The sequence below is a fragment of the Nocardia sp. Tas62D01 genome, from assembly GCF_055232035.1.
Window position 1 is genome coordinate 1,755,207 of sequence record NZ_JBUYUZ010000001.1, and the last position, 21,215, is coordinate 1,776,421.

A 21,215-nucleotide genomic window follows, 5' to 3' on the forward strand; every position below is an offset into this window, starting at 1 on the left:
AGCGTCGAAGCCTACGACCCGGCTTGCCCGGCCGGGCGCGAACCGTCGGCTACCTGCCCGGTGTTGCAACCCCAGCCGTCGGCCCGATACCTGCCGTCGCCGGCGAGACGAGCATCGGCAGACAGCAGCACATCGGCTTCCAGCTGACGAATCTGCTTGGCCGGTGTGCCCTCGCCACCCAGGCGCCGATCGGCGGGCCGCTCGTAGAGCGGAGCGCCACCGCACATGGCCTCGGTGAACCGCTGCCGTCCGGCGAGCTGACGCTCCTGCGCCCGACGCTGATACTCCTCGCGCCGACCCGGCTCGATCGCCTGGACGAACGCCTCCGGGTGCACCACCGCGAGCAGACCCGACACGTGCCCGAAGCCGAGCGAGGTCACCAGACCGGCCTTGAGCGGGAACCGGTCGCCGAAGCGCAGCGTTTCGCGTGCCCACACCAGGTGCGGGTAGGCCTGCATCTTGTCGTCGACACAGTCGAGGCTGCGGTTTGGCGGCACGACACCCTGCTCGAGCACCTGGCACAGGCCGATCAGCTGGAATGCCGCGGCACCGCCCTTGGCGTGGCCGGTCAGGCTCTTCTGCGAGACGACGAACAGCGGGGCGCCCGCCGAACGGCCGATCGCATCCGCCAGCCGCTCGTGCAGTTCCGACTCGTTCGGGTCGTTGGCCGCGGTCGAGGTGTCGTGCTTGGAGATCACCGCGATGTCATCCGGACCGACGCCGAGCTTGCGCAGCTCGGCCGCGAACCGCGATTCGCGGCCGCCACGACCCGCGCCGAGCGCACCGAGACCGGGCGCCGGGATAGAGGTGTGCACACCGTCACCGAAGGACTGCGCCCACGCCACCACACCGAGCACCGGCAGGCCCATCTCCACCGCCACGTCACCGCGGGCCAACAGCACCGTGCCGCCGCCCTGCGATTCCACGAAGCCGCCACGACGGCGGTCGTTGGCGCGGGAGAAGTACCGGTCGCTGATGCCCCTGGCGCTCATGGCCGCCGAGTCCGCGGTGGCCGACATGTCACCGAAGCCCTTGATGCCCTCGATGCCGAGATCGTCGAAGCCACCGGCGACCACCAGTTCGGCCTTGCCGAGCCGGATCTTGTCGACGCCCTCCTCGACCGACACCGCGGCGGTCGCGCAGGCGGCCACCGGGTGCACCATCGCGCCGTAGCTGCCGACGTAGGACTGAACCACATGTGCCAGCGCCACATTCGGCAGCGCTTCCTGCAGGATATCGTTCGGCGTCGGCTCGCCGAGCAGCGAGTCGATATAGAGCGAGCGCATCGCCGACATGCCGCCCATACCCGTGCCCTGGGTGTTGGCCACCAGCGACGGATGCACCCAGCGCATCAGTTCGACCGGGCTGAACCCGGAGCTGATGAACGCGTCGACCGTGGTGACGATGTTCCACAGCGCGACCCGGTCCACCGAGGCGGCCATATCGGCCGAGATTCCCCAGATGGTCGGATCCCAGCCGGTGGGGATCTGGCCGCCGACGGTCCGCGAGATCTTCGCGCGGCGCGGCACCCGAATCTCGGTGCCCGCCCGGCGGGTCACCTTCCAGTCGGCCGAGTCCGGCACCGGCGCGATCACCGTGTGCTCGGGGTCGGCGGCGTGGAAGGAACGGGCCTCGGCCTCGCCACCGACCGTGAACGACAGGTCCTGATCGAGGAACACCGACGTCATCAGCGGCGACGTGTTGTCGATCATGGCGCCGTCGTCGCCGTAGCGACGCACGCCGCAGCGCGCGACCACCGCGTCGTGGTACTTCTCGGCCAGCTCGGATTCGGGCACGTAGTCACCGGATTCGGTGTCGTACCAGCCGGGCTTGGGATCGTTCTCCCAGGTGACCATGCCGGTGGTCCACGCGAGTTCGAGCACACCGGCGGCCGAGAGTTCGTCCTCGACCTCCATCTCGAACCGGGTGCGCGACGAGCCGTACGGGCCGAGCTCGCCGGCTCCGACGATCACCACCATGTCGGCGAGTTCGGCGGTCACCGAACCCCATTCGGGCACGGGCAGCGCCGAGGTCATGGTCGGCGGCGCGGGCAGCGCGGCAATGGTTGCGGTCGAGTCGACCTCGTCGGTCGCCGCGTCCGCGGCCTGCTGCGCCTGCTTGGCCAACGCGGGCAGGTCGAGCTTGGCCCGGGCGAGTCCGCCGGTCAGGTCGATCTGCTGCGGTCCGGCCGCGGTCACCTGACGGGCCCGCGAGGTGCACCACTTGAGCAGTTCGTCGGCCATCTCGGTGGTGGACCAGGTTTGTACACCGGCCTTTTCGACCGCTGTGACCATCGGGTCGTTGTGGCCCATCAGCCCGGTGCCGCGCACCCAGCCGATCAGCGCGTGCACCAACGTGACTCGGGTCGACCAGGACTTCTCGGCCCGCCACTTGGCAACCACGGCGTCGAGCGCGGCCTTGGCTTCGCCATAGGCGCCGTCGCCGCCGAACATGCCGCGGTTGGGTGAACCCGGAAGCACCACATGCAGTTTCGCGTCGACGTCATGGTCGGCGCCCAGCTTGGACAGCCCACCGATGAGCCGCTCCACCGACCAGAGCAGCACCCGCATTTCCATTTCGGCGCGGGCACCGGCGTCGGCGAGGTCACCGGCCACCCGCGGCGCCGCGAACGGCAGCAGCAGGGTCGGCGACATCGCATCCTTGGTCTTGATCTTCGCGCCCCCGGCATTGTCGACCTGCTCGGCGCCGACCCAGTCGATCAGCGCGTCGAGGTCCTGGTAGGACGCCATGTTCGCGGGCACCACCCACAGCGCGGCGCCGTGCCTGGCGTTCTCCCGGTACAGCTTCCGGTAGAAGCCGAGGCGCTCGTCGTTCAGGCTGGAGGTGGTGACCACCACGGTGGCGCCGCCGCCGAGCAGCCGCCCGGTGACCGCCGCTGCGATGGATCCCTTACTGGCGCCGGTGATTACGGCGACATCCGAGGACCACATGCCGGGCTCTTCGGTCTGCAGCGCGGCCTCGGCGATGCGCTCGTAGAGCCGGGCCAGCACCGAGCGGGCCTCGTGCTTGGCCCGTTCACGCCACCAGCTCGCCTGCGAGGCAACGGCTTCGCCCGCACCGAGGAAGCCGACAACCGGGCCCTCGGCGGAACCCGCGTCGTCCAGCAACCACAGCTTGGCCAAGTCCTCACGGGCGGTGGCCCAGCGGTCGTCGATCAGCACCGCCTTGCGGGCATCGAACGCCGGGGCGACCAATCGTGGCCAGTCCGAACCGAGTTCGGCCGACACCAGATCGACCAGCGAGTCGTCGGAGGCCTCCGGTGCGGAAACCTGTTCGGCCAGCCCCAACTGCTCGAGCACCACCCGCGCCGCCGTCGCCAACACGCCGTCACGTCCGGTGATCTGCTCGGTGAACTCGCCGAGCGCGGCCGCGTCCACGGTCGCACCTCCGCCGCCACCGGCGGAGGGCAGCGACACCGCGACACCGCGCCGGGCCGCGACAGCCTGCACCGCCACGTCGATGGCAGCGTCGACCGACGCGGCATCGCTCACGCCGGACACCAGCCCGCCGAGGTCACCGCCGCGCACGCTGACGCCCTCGCGGGTGCCGAGCGACACCTCGGCGGTGACATGGTTTGCCCAGCCGTCGCCGAGCTCCCAGACCTTCTTGACGCGCTCGGCGATCGCGGCGGGCCGCTTGCCGGACGGGCCGAACACCTTGCGCAGGTGGTCACCGATGGCATCGGACAGCACCGAGCCGAACGGCTTGTAGGTGCGGGCCAGGCGCTCGACCGTGGCGGACAGCGCACCCATATCGGCGTCGGCCGCACCGTCGATGGCGCCGAGCGACAGCTCCGAGCCGAGGTCGACCAGCAGCTGGTTGCGCCGAGACGAGACGCCGTCGCAGAGGCCCTCGATGGTGTCGACCGGGCCGATCTGATCCAGCCGCAGCTTGGTCCACAGCGCGATGAGCACGCGGGTGGCGTCGGCGGCGGTGAACGCGATGTCCTCCGGACGCGGACCACCCGAGCTAGGCGCGGGCGCGGCAACCGGCGCGGCCGGAGCGGCGGCGGTAGCGGATTCGGTTGGCTCGTCGGCCGGTACGTCGACGGGCGCGGGATCGGTGTCGGTCGAGTAGACGACTCCGGCCTCGCGCTCGATGTTGAGCACCTCCACCGTGGCGGTGGCGAACGACGGCAGCTTCAGTGTCTGGCTGGCCAGGTTCGCCACGGTCGGGGTGGCGCCGAGGCCGATCTCGACGAACCGCTCCACGCCGAGCCCGCCGTGCGCGGTGTCGGTGAACAGCAGGTCCTGGGTCTCGATCCAGCGCACCGGGCTGGCGAACTGCCAGGCAAGCAGCTCGATCAGCACCACCCGGCACAGGTCGGTCGGCCGCGCGGCCCAGCTCTCGAAATCGGCGAGCACGGCGGCCAGCGGCTCCGACGGCACCAGATCCACGATCTCCTGGATGAAGTCGCGCTCCAGCGAGAAGGGCTTGGGCACCAGGTTCGGAATGTAGTGTCCGACAAGGATTTCCGGGTGCAGGTTCCCGGGCAGCAGCTGCTCGAGCTTGTGGCGGAACTCCGGGACGCCTTCGCGTAGCACTGTGGAGTGGAACGGTACGTCGATGCCGGGCACCAGGATGAACGCCCGCTTGCCGCCGAATTCCGCACGGCGCCGGTCGATCTCGGTCTCGAGTGCCTCGAGTCCGGCGACGGTGCCTGCGATCGCGTACTGCGAGCCACGCAGGTTCAGGTTGACGACCTCGAGGAATTCACCGACCTGCTCGCCGATGCCCGCCACGAAGCCGATGACCTCGTCGTCGGGCAGCCCGATCTGCGACGGGCGAATCGCGGCCATCCGATAGTCGCTGCGGCCCTGTGCGTCACGAGGCACCAGTTCGTGCATGGCCGACCCGCGCTGGAAGACGACCTCCAGCACAGCCTCCAGCGGCAGCACGCCTGCGACCGCAGCCAGCGCGTTGTACTCGCCGACCGAATGTCCGGCCAGCATGGCACCCTCGACGAACGCACCGGCCTCACGCAGCTCGGCGACCTGGGCGACACCCAGCACCGCCATCGCGACCTGGGTGAACTGGGTCAGGTGCAGTACGCCGTCCGGGTGCCGGTGTTCCACGCCGCGCGCCTTGAGGTAGGTCGGGTTGTCCCTGACCACCGCGAGGATCGAAAAACCGAGCGCCGCACGGGTGTGCTTGTCGGCGCGCTCCCAGATCTCTTTGGCTGCCTTCGAGCGGGCGCGGGCGTCCAGGCCCATGCCTTTGCGCTGAATGCCCTGACCGGGGAACGCATAGACGGTCTTCGGTGCGGCGGTACGACCGGTCGCGGTCATCACCAGATCACCGTCGGTCCGGCAAGACACCTCGACGATCTCGCTGCCCGCGTCGACGGCGATCCGCTCGACGCGCACGTCGATCTCCGCGCCGGGACGCACCATGCCGAGGAACCTGGTGGTCCACGCGGTCAACGTCCGTGCGGGCACGGTCGCCGACGGGTCGAGGGCCGACACCGCGTGCTGCACGGCGGCCGAGAGCCACATGCCGTGCACGATCGGGCTGCCGAGCCCCGCCAGCTTGGCGGCCGCCTCGCTGGTGTGGATGGGGTTGTGGTCACCGGAGACCGCGGCGAAGGCGTGCATGGTGCGCGGCGCCACGATGGTGACGTCGCGGCGGCGTCGGCGCGGGGTATCGGTGGCCGCGTCGGACAGCGAACCGGCCGCGCGCGGCGGATCGGTGAGCTCGCCCGCGCCGTTGCGGCCGCGGATGGCGAAGCGTTCGGTCAGAGTCGCGAGAGTCGGCATGGACAAACCGGTTTCGGGCTTGTCGAGCATGCCGGTGATCTTCACGTGCACCTCGACGACCCGGCCCATCTCGGTGTCGACGGTCTCGCCCGCCTCGGCGCGCACCACGAGCACGCTGGTGTCGGCGGGCAATTCGCCGATCAGCGCGATCTGATGGTCGAGGTGGACCAGGTCGAGCATGCCTTCAATAACACTGTTGCCGACACTTCCGTTGCCTTCCGCGGTGCGGGAGGCGCCGAGCACCGCGAACACGGCGGGCCAGCAGGCACCGACGAGCACATCGGGAACGGTACGGCCGAGGGTACTCAGCGTCGCGGGCAGACCGGAACCCGTGACTCCGGCGTGGTCGGCGATGAGGTCAGGGGTCCACGCCACATTGAGATGCGCGACCTTGCCCCTCAGTTCCGGCAGCGCCCGTCCGGCGGCGACCGCGAGCAGCGCCGACATCGCGGTGTCCGCGTCGGCCTCGGTGATGACCGGGGCGCCACCGTTGTAGGTGGAGATCGGAACGGTGATCCGGATCTGGACCACGTTGCGGCCGAGCAGCGGCACCGTCAGCTCGAGGTAGGTGTGGTCGACTTCCGGTCCGGCCGTCTCGACGAGGGTGGCGCCGGTCGGCGGGTGCACTGCGCCCTTGTCGTCGACAATCCACTCGGCGAGATCGCCGAGCCGGTGCACCGGGTTGATGGTCGTGCGTCCGGACCATTCGACATCCGGCGCGGCAAGCACCGTGTCGATGGCGCCCGCCGTCACGCCGGCGGCGCGGCGCGCGTCGATCGCGACCGGCACCACGCCCGCGCGAACCAGCGAGTACGCCGCGTCCCGCTCGAACCGGTCCAGCAGCTCGCCGACGGGCTCGTCGACACGGGTGATGCCGGCGACGGACACCGTGCCGGGGATGACACAGACCTGATCGGCCGAGTAGCGCGGATCATGGGCCTGCCACAGCGAATCCGAGCGCCACCAGCGGCGCACATCGCCGTCGACCACCGGTACGAAGTTCACCGGCTTGCCAGGGGTCTTGCAGAGGGAGACGAAGAATGGCACGTCGGCCGGGTGCAGCAGAGTCTGTTCGGCGGCCGGGTACTGCTTCTTCAGCGTGCACAGCGCGTCGACCGGATGCTCGAAGTCTGCATCGGTGGCGAACAGCGTCGGGATCTCGCCGCGGTCGGCCGGGTTGAGCCGAGATTCGGTGCGGCGCATCATTTCCGCGAACCGGTCACGCCAGGTGATATCGAGCCACACCGAGCTGGTGGCGTCGACGATGGCGTCGCCGAGGTCGCTGCCGCAGTCGAAGTCCTTGCGCCGATCCAGGCCGACCGCGAGCTCCACGTAGCGCTCGAGCCAGTCAAGGTAGGTCATCGTGGTGAGATCGCCGAAATACGGTTTGGCGGTGGCATTCAGCGCCGCGATGATCTCCTCGCGTCGCTCGGCGACCGCGTCGGCGTCACCGGCGACCTCGTCCAGCAGTCGGCCGGTGCGCGAGGCCGCGTTGTCGATCTCGTGGATGTCGGCGCCCAATTGGCTACGGCCCGAGGCCATGCCACCGTTCGCGGTGCCCGCACCGACCCAGTCCGGGGTGCCGGGGGTGTCGACGAGCAGCTGCTTCACCTCGGGCGCGGTGGTGGCCTCCCGCGTCGCCATCGCGGCGGTGCCGACCAGCACGCCGTCCAGCGGCATCACCGGATAACCGTGCGGCACAGCCCATTCGCCGGTCAGGTATTCGGTGGAGCGCTCGGGCGTGCCGATGCCGCCGCCAACGCAGACCACCACATTGTCACGGCTGCGCAGTTCGGCGTAGGTCGCGAGCAGCAGGTCGTCGAGGTCCTCCCAGGAGTGGTGACCACCGGCCCGGCCGCCCTCGATGTGCATGATCACCGGGTAGTCCGCCACCTCGTCGGCGATGCGCAGCACGGCACGGATCTGGGCCACGGTGCCCGGCTTGAACGCCACATGGGTAATGCCGACCTCGGTCAGCTCGGCAATGAGCGCGACGGCTTCCTCGAGTTCCGGAATACCGGCCGTCACGATGACGCCGTCGAACGGAGCGCCCGCCGCTCGTGCCTTCTGCACCAGTCGCTTGCCACCGAGCTGCAACTTCCACAGGTACGGGTCGAGGAACAGCGAATTGAACTGCACCGCGCGACCCGGGTGCAGCAGCGTCTTGAGCTCGGCGACACGGTCGGCGAAGATCTGCTCGGTCACCTGACCGCCACCGGCCAGCTCGGCCCAGTGACCCGCATTCGCCGCCGCCGCAACGATTTTCGCGTCGACGGTGGTCGGTGTCATACCGGCGAGCAGGATCGGCGAGCGACCGGTCAGCTTGGTGAACGCGGTCTCAACCACGATGCGCCCGTTCGGCAGCCGCACCGGTCGCGGCGCGAACACCGCCCACGGCGCCGCCACCTCCGGCGCGGCGCCCGGAGTCAGCAGGGCGCGCTGCCCCGTGCGGGTCGCGGCAGCGACGGTGCCGACGCCGGTGCCTTTGAGCGAGCCGCCGGTGAGCCTGCTGAGCAGATCGCCAGGACCCAGGTCCAGAATCCATTGCGCGCCAGCGGAAACCATGCCGTCGACGATCTCGACCCAGTCGATCGGATCGACCAGGATCTCCTGCGTCAGTGCGCCCGCAAGGTCCGCGTCGATGCCGCACTGGCCGGCCCAGCCGGACACCAGATCCACCGTGTCGGCCAATGCCGGGTGGTGGAATGCGATATCGACATCCACGTCCTCGAAGACCGGCGCGAACACCGCGCCACCGCGCGCCTTCACGTCCCGCTCGCGGGACTGTCCGTCATGAATCTGCGCGCACCGCTGCCGCACCCGCTCCAGCTGGGTCGGCGTGCCGGACAGCACCGCGCGGCGACGCCCGTTGCGAATCGAAACCACCGCTGCCGCAGCCGGATCCACGCCCTCGGACACCTCGGCCACCACGGCTCGCAGCTGCTCGGGGTCCACGTTGGATACCGCGGCCATCGGCGAGCGCTCACCCACCGGCATCAGTCCGCGCCGACGTGCCACCAAACTCGCTGCGGCACCGATCAATTGCGCCATGGCCAGCAGTTCGGCGTCGCGCTGTCCGCCGGCCTCCACCGCGGTCGCGGCGAGGCGGCCCTGCGAATGACCCACGATCGCGACCGGCGCCTGCTCGACCGGATCCAGTCCCTGCAAACGCAGCGCGCGCATCGCCGCCAGCTGCGTCAGCAATACGCCGGGCATCGACACCACGGCCGAGCGCAACACCTGCTCCGACGGCGCTGCCGAGGGCTCCCCCTCATCCCCTTCGACGAGCTCGTCCTCGAGCATCCACCCGATCGGGTCGAAACCGACCGGTCGCACCACAAGTAGTTGTGTCGCAACGGGTTCCAGCAGCGCGGCCGCCTCGTTGACCAACGCGGTCAGCTCCGGCTCCAGCGCACTGTCGCGCCCGATCTCCTCCAGCTCGCGCAGCCACTGCGCACCCTGTCCGCCGAACGCCAGCGCGTACGGCGTCCCGCCCTGGAGACGATCCAACAGTGGCGAGCGCGTCCCACCTGACTTGGCGGCGCCGACCACGCTCGCGCTCTTTCCGGTCCCGGCTTCGGTGCTCTCGTTGATCGTCAAGACGCTTCGACTTCCTTTTCTGGCGACATGCCCTCGCGAGACACGCCACTCCCTCCGGTGCACAGGTGTTCCCCAACTAATAGGCCTGATAAAGGCGAGGATGGCACAAAATCATGAGGAAATCCTCACGTTTGCGGCCCGCCACCCCGGCTACCACCGAGTATTCGAGTACGTCCGTACCAGAATCAATGGAAACATGACCAACCCTCATGTTTGAACCCGCTGGTCCGCCCGGTTACCAACGCGTACGAAACATGAGCGCTCCTCATGTTGCAGGTTACTTAATCGTTATAATCCCAGGTGGGGTTACCGGCGAGTACGCCACGCCCGGGCGGAGCTTCGCGATCGCGGTCAAGCCCGGTAGTCTTTGGACGGTCGTACCATCACGCGCGAGTGGCGAAATCGGCAGACGCGCCAGATTTAGGTTCTGGTGTCCACGGACGTAGGGGTTCGAGTCCCCTCTCGCGCACAGATTCACGTCAAACGTGACAGAAATCCGTGCTCTGTGTGCGAGTGCCCTCGCACACACGGGAGCCGACCAGTGAAAACACGTTCTGAACTGCACCGATTCCTGGCACATCTGCCAGATTCCGTCATATCTGCACCCTCGGAAAAGTTTGCTGGCCGGGGTGATCGGCGATGATCGTGCCGCCGGTGATCCCGCCACAGGCTCCCGTGCAGCAGTTGCTCCACGGACCCGTTGCCATCGAGCCCTGGGCTGTCCGATTTGCCGACGGCGACCTCGCCTACAGCATGTCGGCCTTCGGCGAAGCTGGCCGAATCGCTGACAAGCACCTTTCGGTGACGCTAGGGTGGCGCCCCGGCATTCGCCTGGACATAGCCGCCACAGACGCTGGACTGCTCGTCGTGCGTCCTTCCGCCGACGGAGCGGCGCGGATAGCCCCGAGCGGGTACTTCCCGGATCCCCTATCGGCTGCGACGGCGTGTGAGCATGTTCGTGGGCGACCGGGTCCTGCTCCTCGGGGATCGGGTGCGCGACACGATGCTGATCCACCCACCCGCGGCCCTGGACGAGTTGCTCGCGCCCAGCCTGCGGCTGCTGGGGCGGTGAGGCCGGTGACGACCCCTCAGACGCGACAGGCCGCTGCCACCGCCGAGGCTGTGGCAGCCGCCCGCGTGCTGTTGTCTCAGTTGGGGATCTCCCCCGCCGATCTCGTCACCGCCGGCGCGATGGCACCCACCTTCGCAGAGGTGAACCGCCCGGACTTTTTTGCCGCTTCCTTCTTTGTGATGGATGTGGGCCCATGCCCAAGCGTTATCCGATCGAGCAGCGTGAGCGTGCGACTCAACGAGGCGGTCGCCGATCTGTTCACCCCCAGTCGGCGGAAGCGGCAAGCCGGACAGCGTGGACAGGCCGGTCACCCGGATGGCGGCAGCAGGCCGGACAGTCCTCAGCTCTGCTGGGTTATGCCTCGGATGGCGCGGTAGACGAGCAGGTGGTCCAGGAACGGATGCGGATGCTCGTCCCGCAGGGCGTACAGGGTGGCGCTGTCGGTGGCATGGCCGGGCGTTGGTGGCAGGCCTAGCTCATCGAACAGCACCGCCTGGAGGTCCTGCTCGGAATTGAAATCGACGCTGTGGCCGATCACTTCGTAGGCCGCGCTGCGGAACCGCTCGCCAGTTTCGAGGAGTTCCTGTCGGCTCTCGGCGACGGCCGTGGCGGCGAGCACCGGCCAATACGGGTCGGCGTCGATGCGCGGGTCGAGCTTCACTGGACAATCGTGGATCGGAATGAAGTCGGTCATGACATGCATCGTGCTGGTTGTATCGTCGAAATCTTCTGCGCGACACGCCCCAGCGCTCCATTCAACGCCGTTGGCGCGACCCCTATCCCAATTGCATGATCCGGTTGATAAACGTACACGCCAAGATCATTCTATTGAAGGCACGCATACACCAGGAATGCCGGATACCGCATTGTCCGTGGACCAGGGGCTTATCAGCCATCAGGAAGCGGACCAGGCTCGCCCGGCACAACCCGGGCGGGTATCCGCTCATCGGCTACCTAAGCTCGGTTCCTGGCCAGGATTCGGTCCAGGTGCCAGGTGAGACCCTCACACATCGGCTGCCCGCCGCTTTCATCGGTGTGGGCTCGCTACTGACCTTGCGTCTCACCGGGCGCCGTGCGGGAGTGGCTGGAAACCGCGACAGCCAGCCCGACAGCGTCGTCGGGTTCCGCCCTTTCCGATGCGTCCCTCGAACGCACCGTCCGGTCAGTCGCCGACGACCCGTGGGGCGCACTGAGGGCATGCACCGCACCGACGCCCGCACCGATGGCCGCAATGGGAACGGCGATGATGGCTGCGCCGTAAGCGACACTTATGGGAATTGCAGCGAGGCCGATCGGTGCGAATGGCAGGCCGACGGCCGTGCCGATCATGCCGCCGACGACGGCCGAGGTCAGCGCGAAGGGGCTCGCCACTGCCGCGCCCGCCGCGGCACCTATCGCCGCGGCGCCGATGGTCTCGCCTGCGATGCGGTCGGACCTGCTGCGTTCCATTCCGATCGAGTCGAGGAATGTCGCCATATTGGCCTCGGCTACCGCGGCGGTCATTGATCTGGATTGCTTGCTCCCGGTAGAGCCAGTCCGGCGCGTCGACCAGCACGTCACCGAAGCGGAACTTGCCCGGTGGCGGCGCGACCGGCGGCACCGGGGCGACCGGAACGGGCGCGTGCAGGACGCCGAGCGGCGCCAGGTACTTTCTGTCCGGCATCGGCCGCGCCCACTGCAATGAACTCAGCGTGTCGTCCGGGATCAGCAGACCCTCATACGGATGCACGTTCGGCGCCTCGGCCGCGGGCCAGTGGGTTGGTCGGGTTGGTCGGGTTGGTCGGGCTGAGGCTGGGTCACCGGGGTGGACCGAGCGGGCTCAGCGTTCGCGGTGGCGGTTCCCACCAGCACGAGTGCGAATGGAACCGCTCCCGCCACAACCATCGAGGACATCTTCTGTCGCTGCGGATTGGGAGCTCTGTGCTTGCCCGTGTCCATAGATCACCTTTCATACGCAAGGAGAACTTTCGACGCTCCACACTCGTATCTGCTGGCCACACGGACTTGCCGAATTCCCGGCGGCACGCAGCGCGCGTATAGCTGAAGATTTGCTATTAGGTGGCTGCTGCCTCGCTGTGCCCTGCTCGCTGTCGCCGATGCGTACTACGTCGCGGGACAATAGGCGTCGCCGACCGGCGGTGCCGGGTGCGCGCCGGCGGGTGCGCGCCGAAGTGCCGATCGCCCAGTTGGACAGCGCCGTTCGGGCAGACGGCCAACGTCGACCCGCCGCACTTAGGGCGAATCGTGATGCGGGCCCAGTATGCTGGCGTTGATGATGCCCGCGCCGCTGGGCCAGGCGGTCAAGGTTCACATGCGGTCAAGGTTCACATGCAGCGCTCGGACTCCGATATCGGCCCGATTCTGTCGCATCGACGGTCGAACCGGTGGACATTCCTGATCGGCATGCGACCGCGACTCGCCGCGCGTCCCGCGCTCGCCGCCCGCTGCTGGGAGCCGACCGACGTCACGGCCGCTGCGATGGCTGCACCCAGTACACCGTCGTCCACACCGACGGCTACTGCACCACCTGCCGAGTCCAGCTCGGCCTCCTCACCCGCCGCGCCGCCATGCGCGCGGCCTGTGACCGCTCCACCATCTCGACGCCGGTCCGCCGTAGAAGCGATGCGCAGTTTGTGCTGCGCATCGCCACTTGGTTCCTAACTGCGTTATCCGCAACTACATGACGAATCGCCGGTGCTGCCGACACGCTCGACCGGGAGACAGCACTTATCGTTAGGGCCTGCAAATGCAGCCAGCGGGACGTCGGCCCGGGACGACAAACGCCTTCAGCACACAGCTCGATCACCCGGACGAGAGACGAACGCAAGCTGTACACGACTGCGATTCGAAGGAGGACACCCGTGCGATTCGTCAAAGCAGGTGCTATCGCCCTGGCACTCGCCTGTTCAACCATCATTGGAGCCGGTGCGGCACACGCCGACCAAGCTATCCCCGCCACCGTACAACTGCTGGACTGCTCCCTCCGATCCGGGGTGGGCTTGGATCTGGTGGGGGTGGTGTTTGTTCTTCCTGGCGGCAGGATCACTGTCTCCGATCACGTGTACGCCCGCCTCAAGGCTGCTGGCTGCTTGCTCTGAGACCAGTTATCCAGGATGGGCTAGGTGGGCCCGGCCGGGCCGGTGGCCGGGCACTACCGCACTACCGCACTACCGCCAACGCAACGTCCGGTGGCATCACAGCCCTCTCGCCACCTATCCCCGAACTCGGAGACCTGGTGGGTGCGTCGCAGACCAGATCACCGGGCAGGCACAGCGACGCCACCCGCCCGGTGAGCGCTTCGAAATCCTCGGCGATGTCTCGCACGGGCCCGATACCACTACCAGGCGGCGACGGCAACGAAAACTGCGGCAGCCCAGCCACTTCCGTCTGCCGGGCATCGGATCGGGACGGTCCTTGCCCGGCGCTCCCGAGAATAGCGGTGCGGCAGGCCCCTGGTCGGGTCGCCGAGCAACGCCACCGCCGCCACCCGATCCGCCGGAACCGCCGGAACCGCACTGTCTCCGGCACCGACCTCGCGGGCCAAACTAGCCACCAACGTACCGACGAGGTGCAGCAGCATTCGATCTCCTTGCGTTGTCGATGGATTCCTCATTGCCGGTTGCCTGCCAGTTGATCAGCAGGGGGTGCCAGCCCAGCCGGGCCGAGACGCTCGGCCGCGAAATCGCACCCGACGCGGACTGTCCGCCCATCGGTGTCGTCGCTCGCGGGATGGCCACCAAGAGCAATTCGAAGCCACGGAGGTCTTCGATCGCCGAGGTGACCGCGCCCGCGTGTAACGGGTAATTTGCTAAGGTCGATAACACTCGGGAGATTCGATCCGGGTTAGACGGATTACGAGCGTTTTCTCTCGATACACAGTGCGAGTAACCAGTGAGGTGAAATGAGCACCAATCCCTTCGACGACGAAACCGGCCGGTTCTTCGTTCTGGTCAACGACGAGGAGCAGCTTTCCCTGTGGCCGACCTTTGCCGAGATCCCGGACGGGTGGAGAGTCGTGTTCGGCGAGGACAGCCGGACCGCCTGCGTCGAGTACGTCGAGAAAAACTGGACGGATATGCGGCCGAAGAGTCTGCGCGATGCAATGGTCGCCGACGCCGCGGTACGGCAGGCCGTCCAGTCCTGACCTGCGGTATCGGATAGTGCGCAGTAGCGGTTCGGCCTGAGATACGGCTGCGTGAAGCCGTCGGTGTCACACAGCCGATCGCTATCCAACTCCGGCGCCAGAAAACGGCGAAAGTGATCGATTCGCCTCGACGGTGAGTTCGGCGTCGGTGCAGGACCGTGCCGGTGCCCGGCTCGTGTTGACGGGTACGCGGGCGCGGTTTCCCCGGTTGGGCCTGGTGTGGGTCGACGGCGGGTACGTCAATTCCGTGGACGCGAGCCTGGTCGAGTGGGCCGCGCGTACCGAGGGACTCGAGGTCGTGGTCGTGCCTCGCAACGCGGACGTGAAAGGCTTATCAGGTGCTGCCCCGCAGGTGGGTGGCGAAACGGACCAGCTGGCTGACGAGGTGCAGACGATTGGCACGCGACTACGAACATAAGACCGCCCACGCCAAGGCGATGATCCAGGTCGCGATGATCAAACTCATAGCCGCCCGACTCGCTGGCGAGGACATCGAGCCCCACGGCTCCATCGAGACCGAGGCCGCCCGCCGACTAACTGTCGTGACCTGACACGGCTGGTGCGCTCACGGTCCGGTTCGCCGAGATCCCGAGCGGAGTCCAGCTCGAAGCCCTCGGCTACACCGTCACCCTCACCCCAGCCGCCTAGCACGACCAGCAACAACAACCATGTCGGCTCCGCCGACAGCTAACCGCCGGGTGCTGTCGCGTGCCCGGTCACCTTGGTCATTTTCCGGTCAGCATCCCGGGCCGCTTCGCTGGCCCGCCGTGGAGGCGGGAAAATGGGTGCGCGTTCGTCCCGGAACCCCGTAATTTTCCTTGATGCCTCGAGTTCGTCGGTCAGCATGGCGGTTCGGGAGCCACCGACAGGAGTTGTCGATTGTTGCCATGAGCACGCGGATCAGAGTCTTCAGATCCCTGTGGCTCCTCCGGGCGGACGCCCCTGGCAGGACACGGTTTCCGGAGGAATGTTCGTGGAGTTGTTGCATGAGCGGTGCGCCGCGTTGGACATCGGCAAGAAGGATCTCAAGGCGTGCGTGCGGACACCGAGCGTGAGCAAACGTAAGCGCTCGCGCAACCAGGAGATCCGCATGTTCGCCACGACCACCAACGCCCTGCTGGAGTTGCGGGACTGGCTGGTCGAGCAGGAGGTGACCCTGGTGGTGATGGAAGCGACCGGGGATTACTGGCGGGCGGCGTTCTACTTGCTGGAGGACTGTTTGAACGTGATCCTGGTCAACGCCTCCCACGCCAAGGGTCTGCCCGGCCGCAAAACCGACGTCTCCGATGCGGCGTGGCTGTGTCAGATGGGTGAGTGTGGCCTGTTGCGGGCCTCGTTCGTGCCACCCGAACCGATCCGGCACCTGAGGGATCTGACCCGCTACCGGACCACGCTGACGGCCGAACGCACCCGGGAGGCGCAGCGGCTGGAGAAGGAGTTGGAGGACGCCGGGATCAAACTGTCCAGCGTGGCCACCGACATCCTGGGCCGCTCCGGCCGCCAGATGCTGGCCGCGTTGATCGCCGGCGAGCAGGACGCACAGGTGCTGGCCGACATGGCCAAAGCGCGGATGCGCCCGAAGATCCCACAACTGGTCGAGGCGTTGACCGGCAACTTCGGTGAACACCACGCCTTCCTGTGCCGGCTGCATCTGGAACGAATCGATCAGTTGTCTGCGACGATCGAGGAACTCTCGACACGGATCGAGGAGCAGATGCGCCCTTTCTCCCGCACGATTGACCAGTTGGTGACCATCCCCGGAGTCGGTCGGAGGGTGGCCGAGGTCATCATCGCCGAGACCGGCGCCGACATGAGCCGATTCCCCACCGCCGGACACCTCGCCTCATGGGCTGGGGTATGCCCCGGACACCACGAATCCGCCGGCAAACGCCGATCGGGCAAAACCCGCCACGGCGACCGGTGGCTGACCGGTGCGTTGGGCACCGCGGCACTGGCCGCCGCCCGCACCCGCGACGGCACCTATCTCGGCGCGAAATACCGTCGGCTCGCGCCACGAATAGGCAAGCAGAAAGCCCTTGTCGCCCTGCAACACTCGACCCTGGCAGCGGTCTGGCACATGCTCACCGACGACGTCGACTACCAGGATCTCGGCGGCGACTACTTCGCGCGCCTGGATCCCGAACGCGCCATGCGACGCATCGTGCGCCGAGCCAACGCCCTCGGATACGCCGTCCGCTTCGACCCCATCGAAGGAGCCGCCTAATCAATAAGACCTGCAACCACACCAAACGTGACGACCCATCCCGGCTCGCTACGCATCGCCGGGAACTGTCACGTGCCCGCTCACCCGCCCACAGCCACTCACCATGGGTTTATTTTCGGATCAGGAACCTGGGCCGCTGCGCTGGGCCGCCGTGGAGGCGGGAAAATGGGGGCGCGTTCGTCCGGGACGCCGATCGTACTGTGATGCCTTGAGCTCGTGGATCAGGATGGTGTTGGGGACCACCGACAGGAACTGTCGATTGTTGCTTCGAGCACGTGGGTCAGACTCTTTAGCCCTGTGGTTCCTCCGGACGGGCGTGCCAGGCCGGCCAGTCGTCTCGGGAGGGTGTCGTGGAACTGTTGCACGAGCGGTGCGCCGCGTTGGACATCGGCAAGAAGGACCTAAAAGCGTGTGTGCGCACCGCGAAGCCGGGGCGCGGGCGCTCACGCCGCCAGGAGATCCGCACCTTCGCCACGACCACCAACGCCCTGCTGGAACTGCGGGACTGGCTGGTGGCCGAGAAGGTCACCCTTGTGGTGATGGAGGCCACCGGGGATTACTGGCGGGGTGCGTTCTATCTGCTGGAGGACTGCCTGAACGTGATCCTGGTCAACGCCGCGCACGCCAAAGGACTGCCCGGGCGCAAGACCGACGTGTCCGACGCGGCATGGTTGTGTCAGATGGGTGAGTGCGGGCTACTCAAGGCCTCGTTCGTGCCCCCGGAGCCGATCCGGCACCTGCGGGATCTGACCCGCTACCGGACGACATTGGCGGCTGAACGTTCCCGCGAGGCCTCACGGTTGGAGAAGGAACTCGAAGACGCTGGCATCAAACTGTCCAGTGTGGCCACCGACATCCTCGGTGTTTCCGGGCGGGCGATGCTCGCGGCGCTCATCGACGGGGAGCGCGATGTGCGCGTACTGGCAGAGATGGCCAAGGCCCGGATGCGCCCGAAGATTCCGCAGCTGGTGCAGGCGCTGACCGGGAACTTCGGGGAGCATCACGCCTTTTTGTGCCGGCTGCACCTGGAACGCATCGACCAGCTCTCGGCCGTGATCCTGGAGCTGTCGACGCGGATCGAGGAAGAGATGCGCCCTTTTGCCCGTCAGCTTGAACGGTTGGCAACGATCCCTGGGGTCGGGCAGAGCACCGCTGAGGTGATCATCGCCGAGACTGGCGCCGACATGAGCAGGTTCCGTACCGCCGGGCACCTGGCCTCGTGGGCCGGGGTTTGCCCCGGGCACTACGAATCCGCCGGCAAACACAAATCCGGCAAGACCCGCCACGGCAACCGATGGCTCGGCGGTGCCCTGGGCACCGCGGCCATGGCCGCATCCCGCACCAAGGAAAACACCTACCTCGGCGCCCGCTACCACCGACTAGCCCCCCGGCTCGGGAAGAAGAAAGCCCTCGTCGCCCTGGAACACTCGATCCTCACCGCGGTCTGGCACATGCTCACCAACGACGTCGACTACCACGACCTCGGCGGTGACTACTTCACCAAACGCGACCCCCAAGCCGCGATGCGCCGGCTCACCCGCCAAGCCAACGCCCTGGGATTCACCATCCGCTTCGACCCCATCGAAGGAGCCGCCTGACCCCGGCCAAGCGGTTACCTCACCTTCAATTTTCGGGTCAGGGTCCGCGAGCGCTGATCGCGATGTGGCAGCAGGGTGCGCCCGGTCGCGACCTGCTCCTGGCGGTCCTGCACAGGCGTGCGGGCAGCGCGGGCGCTATTTGGGGTCACTGCCCGTCGTCGGTGCCGGGGTGGCCTGCGCAAGGCCCGCGAGGAGCAGGTCGATCATGCGGCGAGCGTGATAGTCGGGGTAGGTCTCGACTCCGATGCACAGGTTACCGATGCCGAGCATTAGGTCGTAAGGCCGTATGTCCGCGCGTGTGTGGCCGGCGGCGGCGGATGCTTTCAACAGCTGGTCGAGCACGGGCAGCAGGCGGTCGACGAACTCGGCGTGCAGGCTCTCGAACCCGGCTTGGTCTGAGTGCAGCGCCTCGGCCAAGCCGTGCTTGGTGACCAGGAAATCGGCAAACCGGGCAACCCATGACCGTAACGCTTCGTAAGGTGTTTCGTCGGCTGCGGGGGTAGTGGTCGTGGCGTTGGCGAGCGCGTCGAGCTGGTGCCGGAAGACTGCGACCACCAGGTCGGCCCGGGTGGGGAAGTGCCGGTAGATAGTGCCCATGCCGACGCCTGCTTCGGCGGCGATGTCTCGCACGGGAGCGTCGACCCCCGCACGGACGAACACGACGGCGGCGGCGTCCAGCAGCGTCTGCTGGTTGCGCAGGGCGTCGGATCGCTTACGCCGGCCAACGTTGGCGGGCGGCGGCGTATCGGCCGTCGTCATTCGAGGCGCCTCCTTCTCACTTGCTAAAACGGAGCAACGCTCCATATAATGATGCGGAGCAGCGATCCGGATTCTCATCATCCCAGATCGTTGCGCAGAACGGGCCATCAGCCCCGACGAGGAAGGTACTCATCTCATGAGCGACACAACATCGGCCGATGTCGGCACCGACTCGACCACGCCGATCATCTCGGTCAAACCGGTCACGCTCGCGGCCCCTAACCGCGGCCAAGACCTGCAGGTACGGGTCTCAGCGCCGACGACCTGCCGGTCGTCGTCTTCTCGCACGGCATGACCTTGTCCATGGACAATTACGCACCGCTGGTCGACTTCTGGGCCACCCGCGGGTTCGTCGTCATCCAGCCCACCCATCTCGACTCGCTCAACCTCGCCCCCGACGACCCGCGCACCCCGCTCATCTGGCGCATCCGGACCGACGACCTGACCTGCATCCTCGACCAGCTCGACACCATCGAAGCCGACGTGCCCGGGCTGGCCGGACGCATTGACCACGACCGCATCGCGGTCGCCGGACACTCGTGGGGCGCACAGACCGCGAGCACGCTCGCGGGGCGCGCGGGTCGTCGACGCCGACGGCACGCCCGGTGAAAGCATGACCGACTCGCGAGTCAGGGCCGCAGTGCTGCTCTGTCTGCCCGGAATCGGCGGCGCCGACCTGAGCCCGCTCGCCGCCCAGTATTTCCCGTTCATGAGCCCTGATTTCGCCGAGCTGAAGACGCCGAGTCTGTTCGTCGCCGGCGACCTGGACGACTCTGCGCTGACGGTGCGCGGCCCGGACTGGTTCACCGACGGCTACCGCCTCAGCTCGGGCGCCACCGATCTGCTGACCCTTTTCGGCGCGGAACACGGGCTCGGCGGCATCCAGGGTTACAACGACACGCGGACCACCGACGAAAGCCCCGAGCGCGTCGCGGTCATCCAGCAGGCCACCCTGGCGTATCTACGTACCGCGCTGGGCCTCGACAACGACGCGTGGCCTACCGCCCGCGCAACCCTGACCGCGACCAGCGACCCGCTGGGAAGGATCGACTCGAAGTGACCAACCCCCTCACGCCGGGCCGCAGGCCCAGCTTCGGAATCCTGACCGCCCCGTCGCAGGTCACCTCCGACGACGTCCTGCAGGTCTGGCGCGAGGCGGACAGCATCCCGCAGATCGAGCACGCCTGGCTGTTCGACCACCTCATGCCGATATTCGGTGACCCGAACGGGCCTTCGAGGGCTGGACACTGCTGCTTCCACGACAACGCTTCACGCCGCGATCGCGGCGAACCGTTACGCCTCGAGTAGCCGCTCGCTCAGCTCCCAGAGTCGCCGTGCCGACTCCGGGTCGACGGCGTGCGGTACGACGTCGGACGAGGGTGACTCCTCGGAGCTGAAGGCGAAATCTGCCGAGGATTCATCCAGCGGTGAGATGTCACTGTCCTTCAGGTAGACACCGCCGATCTCGGCATGCAGCGGGCTAGTCGCGGCGAACACGCTGGTGCTGGCCCCCTGTTGCGGCGTCTTCCGTCGTCCAGGACCCGCTGAAGCTCATCGCGATGGTGTGCGGCCGGCCCGGCTGACCACAGACGTCATCGGCGGCCGCGTCGACCTCAACCCGGCCGGTCGGGCACTGCTGCTGCAGGCGCTCCCGTCGGTTGCACACGTCCGGGCATCGGCCGCCGCAGCGATCAACCTGCGCGGCAGTCTCGACCGGCTACTCGACGAGGTGGCCGGCAACCGCGTGGGTTCGGCGTTCGCAATCCGGCAGTACGGCCAGCTCCTGCTGCTCGAGGTACTGCGGGCCGCCGGCGCACGAAGGGCGCGGGCGTCACACACTGGACGCAGTGGTGGCCACGTCGAGGACGACCTTGCCAACGACGCCGCTCCGCTCGAGACGCGCATGCGCCTGCGCCATCTGGTCGAGGGGAAGACCGCTTCGACGCGGGTTGGATCGTGCCGGTCCCGGTCAGCTGAGGTCAGGAGTCAGGTGCTCCAGTAGGGGGCGTCGTGACCCCCTACCCGCGCCGAGCCCGGATCG

At 67.6% G+C, this 21,215-nt stretch carries 13 protein-coding genes, 1 tRNA gene and 1 pseudogene; 9 read left to right on the forward strand and 6 right to left on the reverse strand.

The genetic code is table 11. From position 1 onward, the window contains the following. Positions 1-11 precede the first annotated feature (11 nt). On the reverse strand, positions 12-9,377 hold the full coding sequence (locus ACV7NQ_RS08510; protein ID WP_463359118.1) for a fatty acid synthase subunit beta domain-containing protein: 9,366 nt from the start codon (positions 9,375-9,377) through the stop codon (positions 12-14). A 387-nt stretch (positions 9,378-9,764) separates the two neighbouring features. Between ACV7NQ_RS08510 and ACV7NQ_RS08515 the strand changes: the two genes are divergently transcribed. Continuing rightward, positions 9,765-9,846 (forward strand) — tRNA-Leu (locus ACV7NQ_RS08515). Positions 9,847-10,789: 943 nt separating this feature from the next. On the opposite strand, the gene ACV7NQ_RS08520 is transcribed toward ACV7NQ_RS08515, so the two are convergent. Beyond that, positions 10,790-11,143 carry a DNA polymerase gene (locus ACV7NQ_RS08520; RefSeq protein ID WP_463359119.1) on the reverse strand — a complete coding sequence of 118 codons (354 nt, stop codon included), beginning with the start codon at positions 11,141-11,143 and terminating at the stop codon, positions 10,790-10,792. A gap of 350 nt (positions 11,144-11,493) precedes the next feature. Beyond that, the gene (locus ACV7NQ_RS08525) at positions 11,494-11,952 is read right to left on the reverse strand and encodes a hypothetical protein (protein WP_463359120.1); all 459 of its coding nucleotides are present in this window, start codon (positions 11,950-11,952) and stop codon (positions 11,494-11,496) included. An 881-nt stretch (positions 11,953-12,833) separates the two neighbouring features. Between ACV7NQ_RS08525 and ACV7NQ_RS08530 the strand changes: the two genes are divergently transcribed. Beyond that, on the forward strand, positions 12,834-13,133 hold the full coding sequence (locus ACV7NQ_RS08530; RefSeq protein ID WP_463359121.1) for a hypothetical protein: 300 nt from the start codon (positions 12,834-12,836) through the stop codon (positions 13,131-13,133). A gap of 653 nt (positions 13,134-13,786) precedes the next feature. On the opposite strand, the gene ACV7NQ_RS08535 is transcribed toward ACV7NQ_RS08530, so the two are convergent. Then, a complete protein-coding gene (locus ACV7NQ_RS08535; RefSeq protein WP_463359122.1) occupies positions 13,787-14,029 on the reverse strand; it encodes a hypothetical protein in 243 nt (80 codons plus the stop codon). 321 nt (positions 14,030-14,350) lie between these two features. Between ACV7NQ_RS08535 and ACV7NQ_RS08540 the strand changes: the two genes are divergently transcribed. The 4 genes from ACV7NQ_RS08540 to ACV7NQ_RS08555 all read left to right on the forward strand — a co-directional run bounded on the left by ACV7NQ_RS08540 (position 14,351) and on the right by ACV7NQ_RS08555 (position 18,415). After that, entirely contained in the window at positions 14,351-14,593 is a 243-nt protein-coding gene (locus ACV7NQ_RS08540) for an MbtH family protein (RefSeq protein ID WP_463359123.1), read from the forward strand. Positions 14,594-14,988: 395 nt separating this feature from the next. Next, positions 14,989-15,144 (forward strand): hypothetical protein, encoded by a 156-nt coding sequence (locus tag ACV7NQ_RS08545; protein WP_463359124.1) that lies wholly within the window; start codon positions 14,989-14,991, stop codon positions 15,142-15,144. Between the two features lie 422 nt (positions 15,145-15,566). Beyond that, on the forward strand, positions 15,567-16,817 hold the full coding sequence (locus ACV7NQ_RS08550; protein ID WP_463359125.1) for an IS110 family RNA-guided transposase: 1,251 nt from the start codon (positions 15,567-15,569) through the stop codon (positions 16,815-16,817). A 350-nt stretch (positions 16,818-17,167) separates the two neighbouring features. After that, positions 17,168-18,415 carry an IS110 family RNA-guided transposase gene (locus tag ACV7NQ_RS08555; protein ID WP_463359126.1) on the forward strand — a complete coding sequence of 416 codons (1,248 nt, stop codon included), beginning with the start codon at positions 17,168-17,170 and terminating at the stop codon, positions 18,413-18,415. 135 nt (positions 18,416-18,550) lie between these two features. Here ACV7NQ_RS08555 and ACV7NQ_RS08560 read toward each other — a convergent pair whose 3' ends face one another. Further along, positions 18,551-19,174 carry a TetR/AcrR family transcriptional regulator gene (locus tag ACV7NQ_RS08560; RefSeq protein ID WP_463359127.1) on the reverse strand — a complete coding sequence of 208 codons (624 nt, stop codon included), beginning with the start codon at positions 19,172-19,174 and terminating at the stop codon, positions 18,551-18,553. 136 nt (positions 19,175-19,310) lie between these two features. Here ACV7NQ_RS08560 and ACV7NQ_RS08565 point away from each other — a divergent pair. Continuing rightward, positions 19,311-20,234: pseudogene (locus tag ACV7NQ_RS08565) on the forward strand (alpha/beta hydrolase family protein). Then, the gene (locus ACV7NQ_RS08570) at positions 20,231-20,482 is read left to right on the forward strand and encodes a hypothetical protein (protein WP_463359128.1); all 252 of its coding nucleotides are present in this window, start codon (positions 20,231-20,233) and stop codon (positions 20,480-20,482) included. The pseudogene ACV7NQ_RS08565 and the gene ACV7NQ_RS08570 overlap by 4 nt, the downstream one beginning before the upstream one ends. On the opposite strand, the gene ACV7NQ_RS08575 is transcribed toward ACV7NQ_RS08570, so the two are convergent. Beyond that, the gene (locus tag ACV7NQ_RS08575; RefSeq protein WP_463359129.1) at positions 20,468-20,671 is read right to left on the reverse strand and encodes a hypothetical protein; all 204 of its coding nucleotides are present in this window, start codon (positions 20,669-20,671) and stop codon (positions 20,468-20,470) included. The genes ACV7NQ_RS08570 and ACV7NQ_RS08575 overlap by 15 nt on opposite strands. 4 nt (positions 20,672-20,675) lie before the next feature. Between ACV7NQ_RS08575 and ACV7NQ_RS08580 the strand changes: the two genes are divergently transcribed. Beyond that, on the forward strand, positions 20,676-21,176 hold the full coding sequence (locus ACV7NQ_RS08580; RefSeq protein WP_463359130.1) for a cupin domain-containing protein: 501 nt from the start codon (positions 20,676-20,678) through the stop codon (positions 21,174-21,176). The last annotated feature ends 39 nt before the right edge of the window (positions 21,177-21,215 follow it).

Bases quoted from the DNA above. Each gene is read 5' to 3' on its own strand.
- ACV7NQ_RS08540 (WP_463359123.1), top strand. From the start codon at position 14,351: ATGAGCACCAATCCCTTCGACGACGAAACCGGCCGGTTCTTCGTTCTG.
- ACV7NQ_RS08535 (WP_463359122.1), bottom strand. From the start codon at position 14,029: ATGCTGCTGCACCTCGTCGGTACGTTGGTGGCTAGTTTGGCCCGCGAG.
- ACV7NQ_RS08525 (WP_463359120.1), bottom strand. From the start codon at position 11,952: ATGACCGCCGCGGTAGCCGAGGCCAATATGGCGACATTCCTCGACTCG.
- ACV7NQ_RS08520 (WP_463359119.1), bottom strand. From the start codon at position 11,143: ATGACCGACTTCATTCCGATCCACGATTGTCCAGTGAAGCTCGACCCG.
- ACV7NQ_RS08560 (WP_463359127.1), bottom strand. From the start codon at position 19,174: ATGACGACGGCCGATACGCCGCCGCCCGCCAACGTTGGCCGGCGTAAG.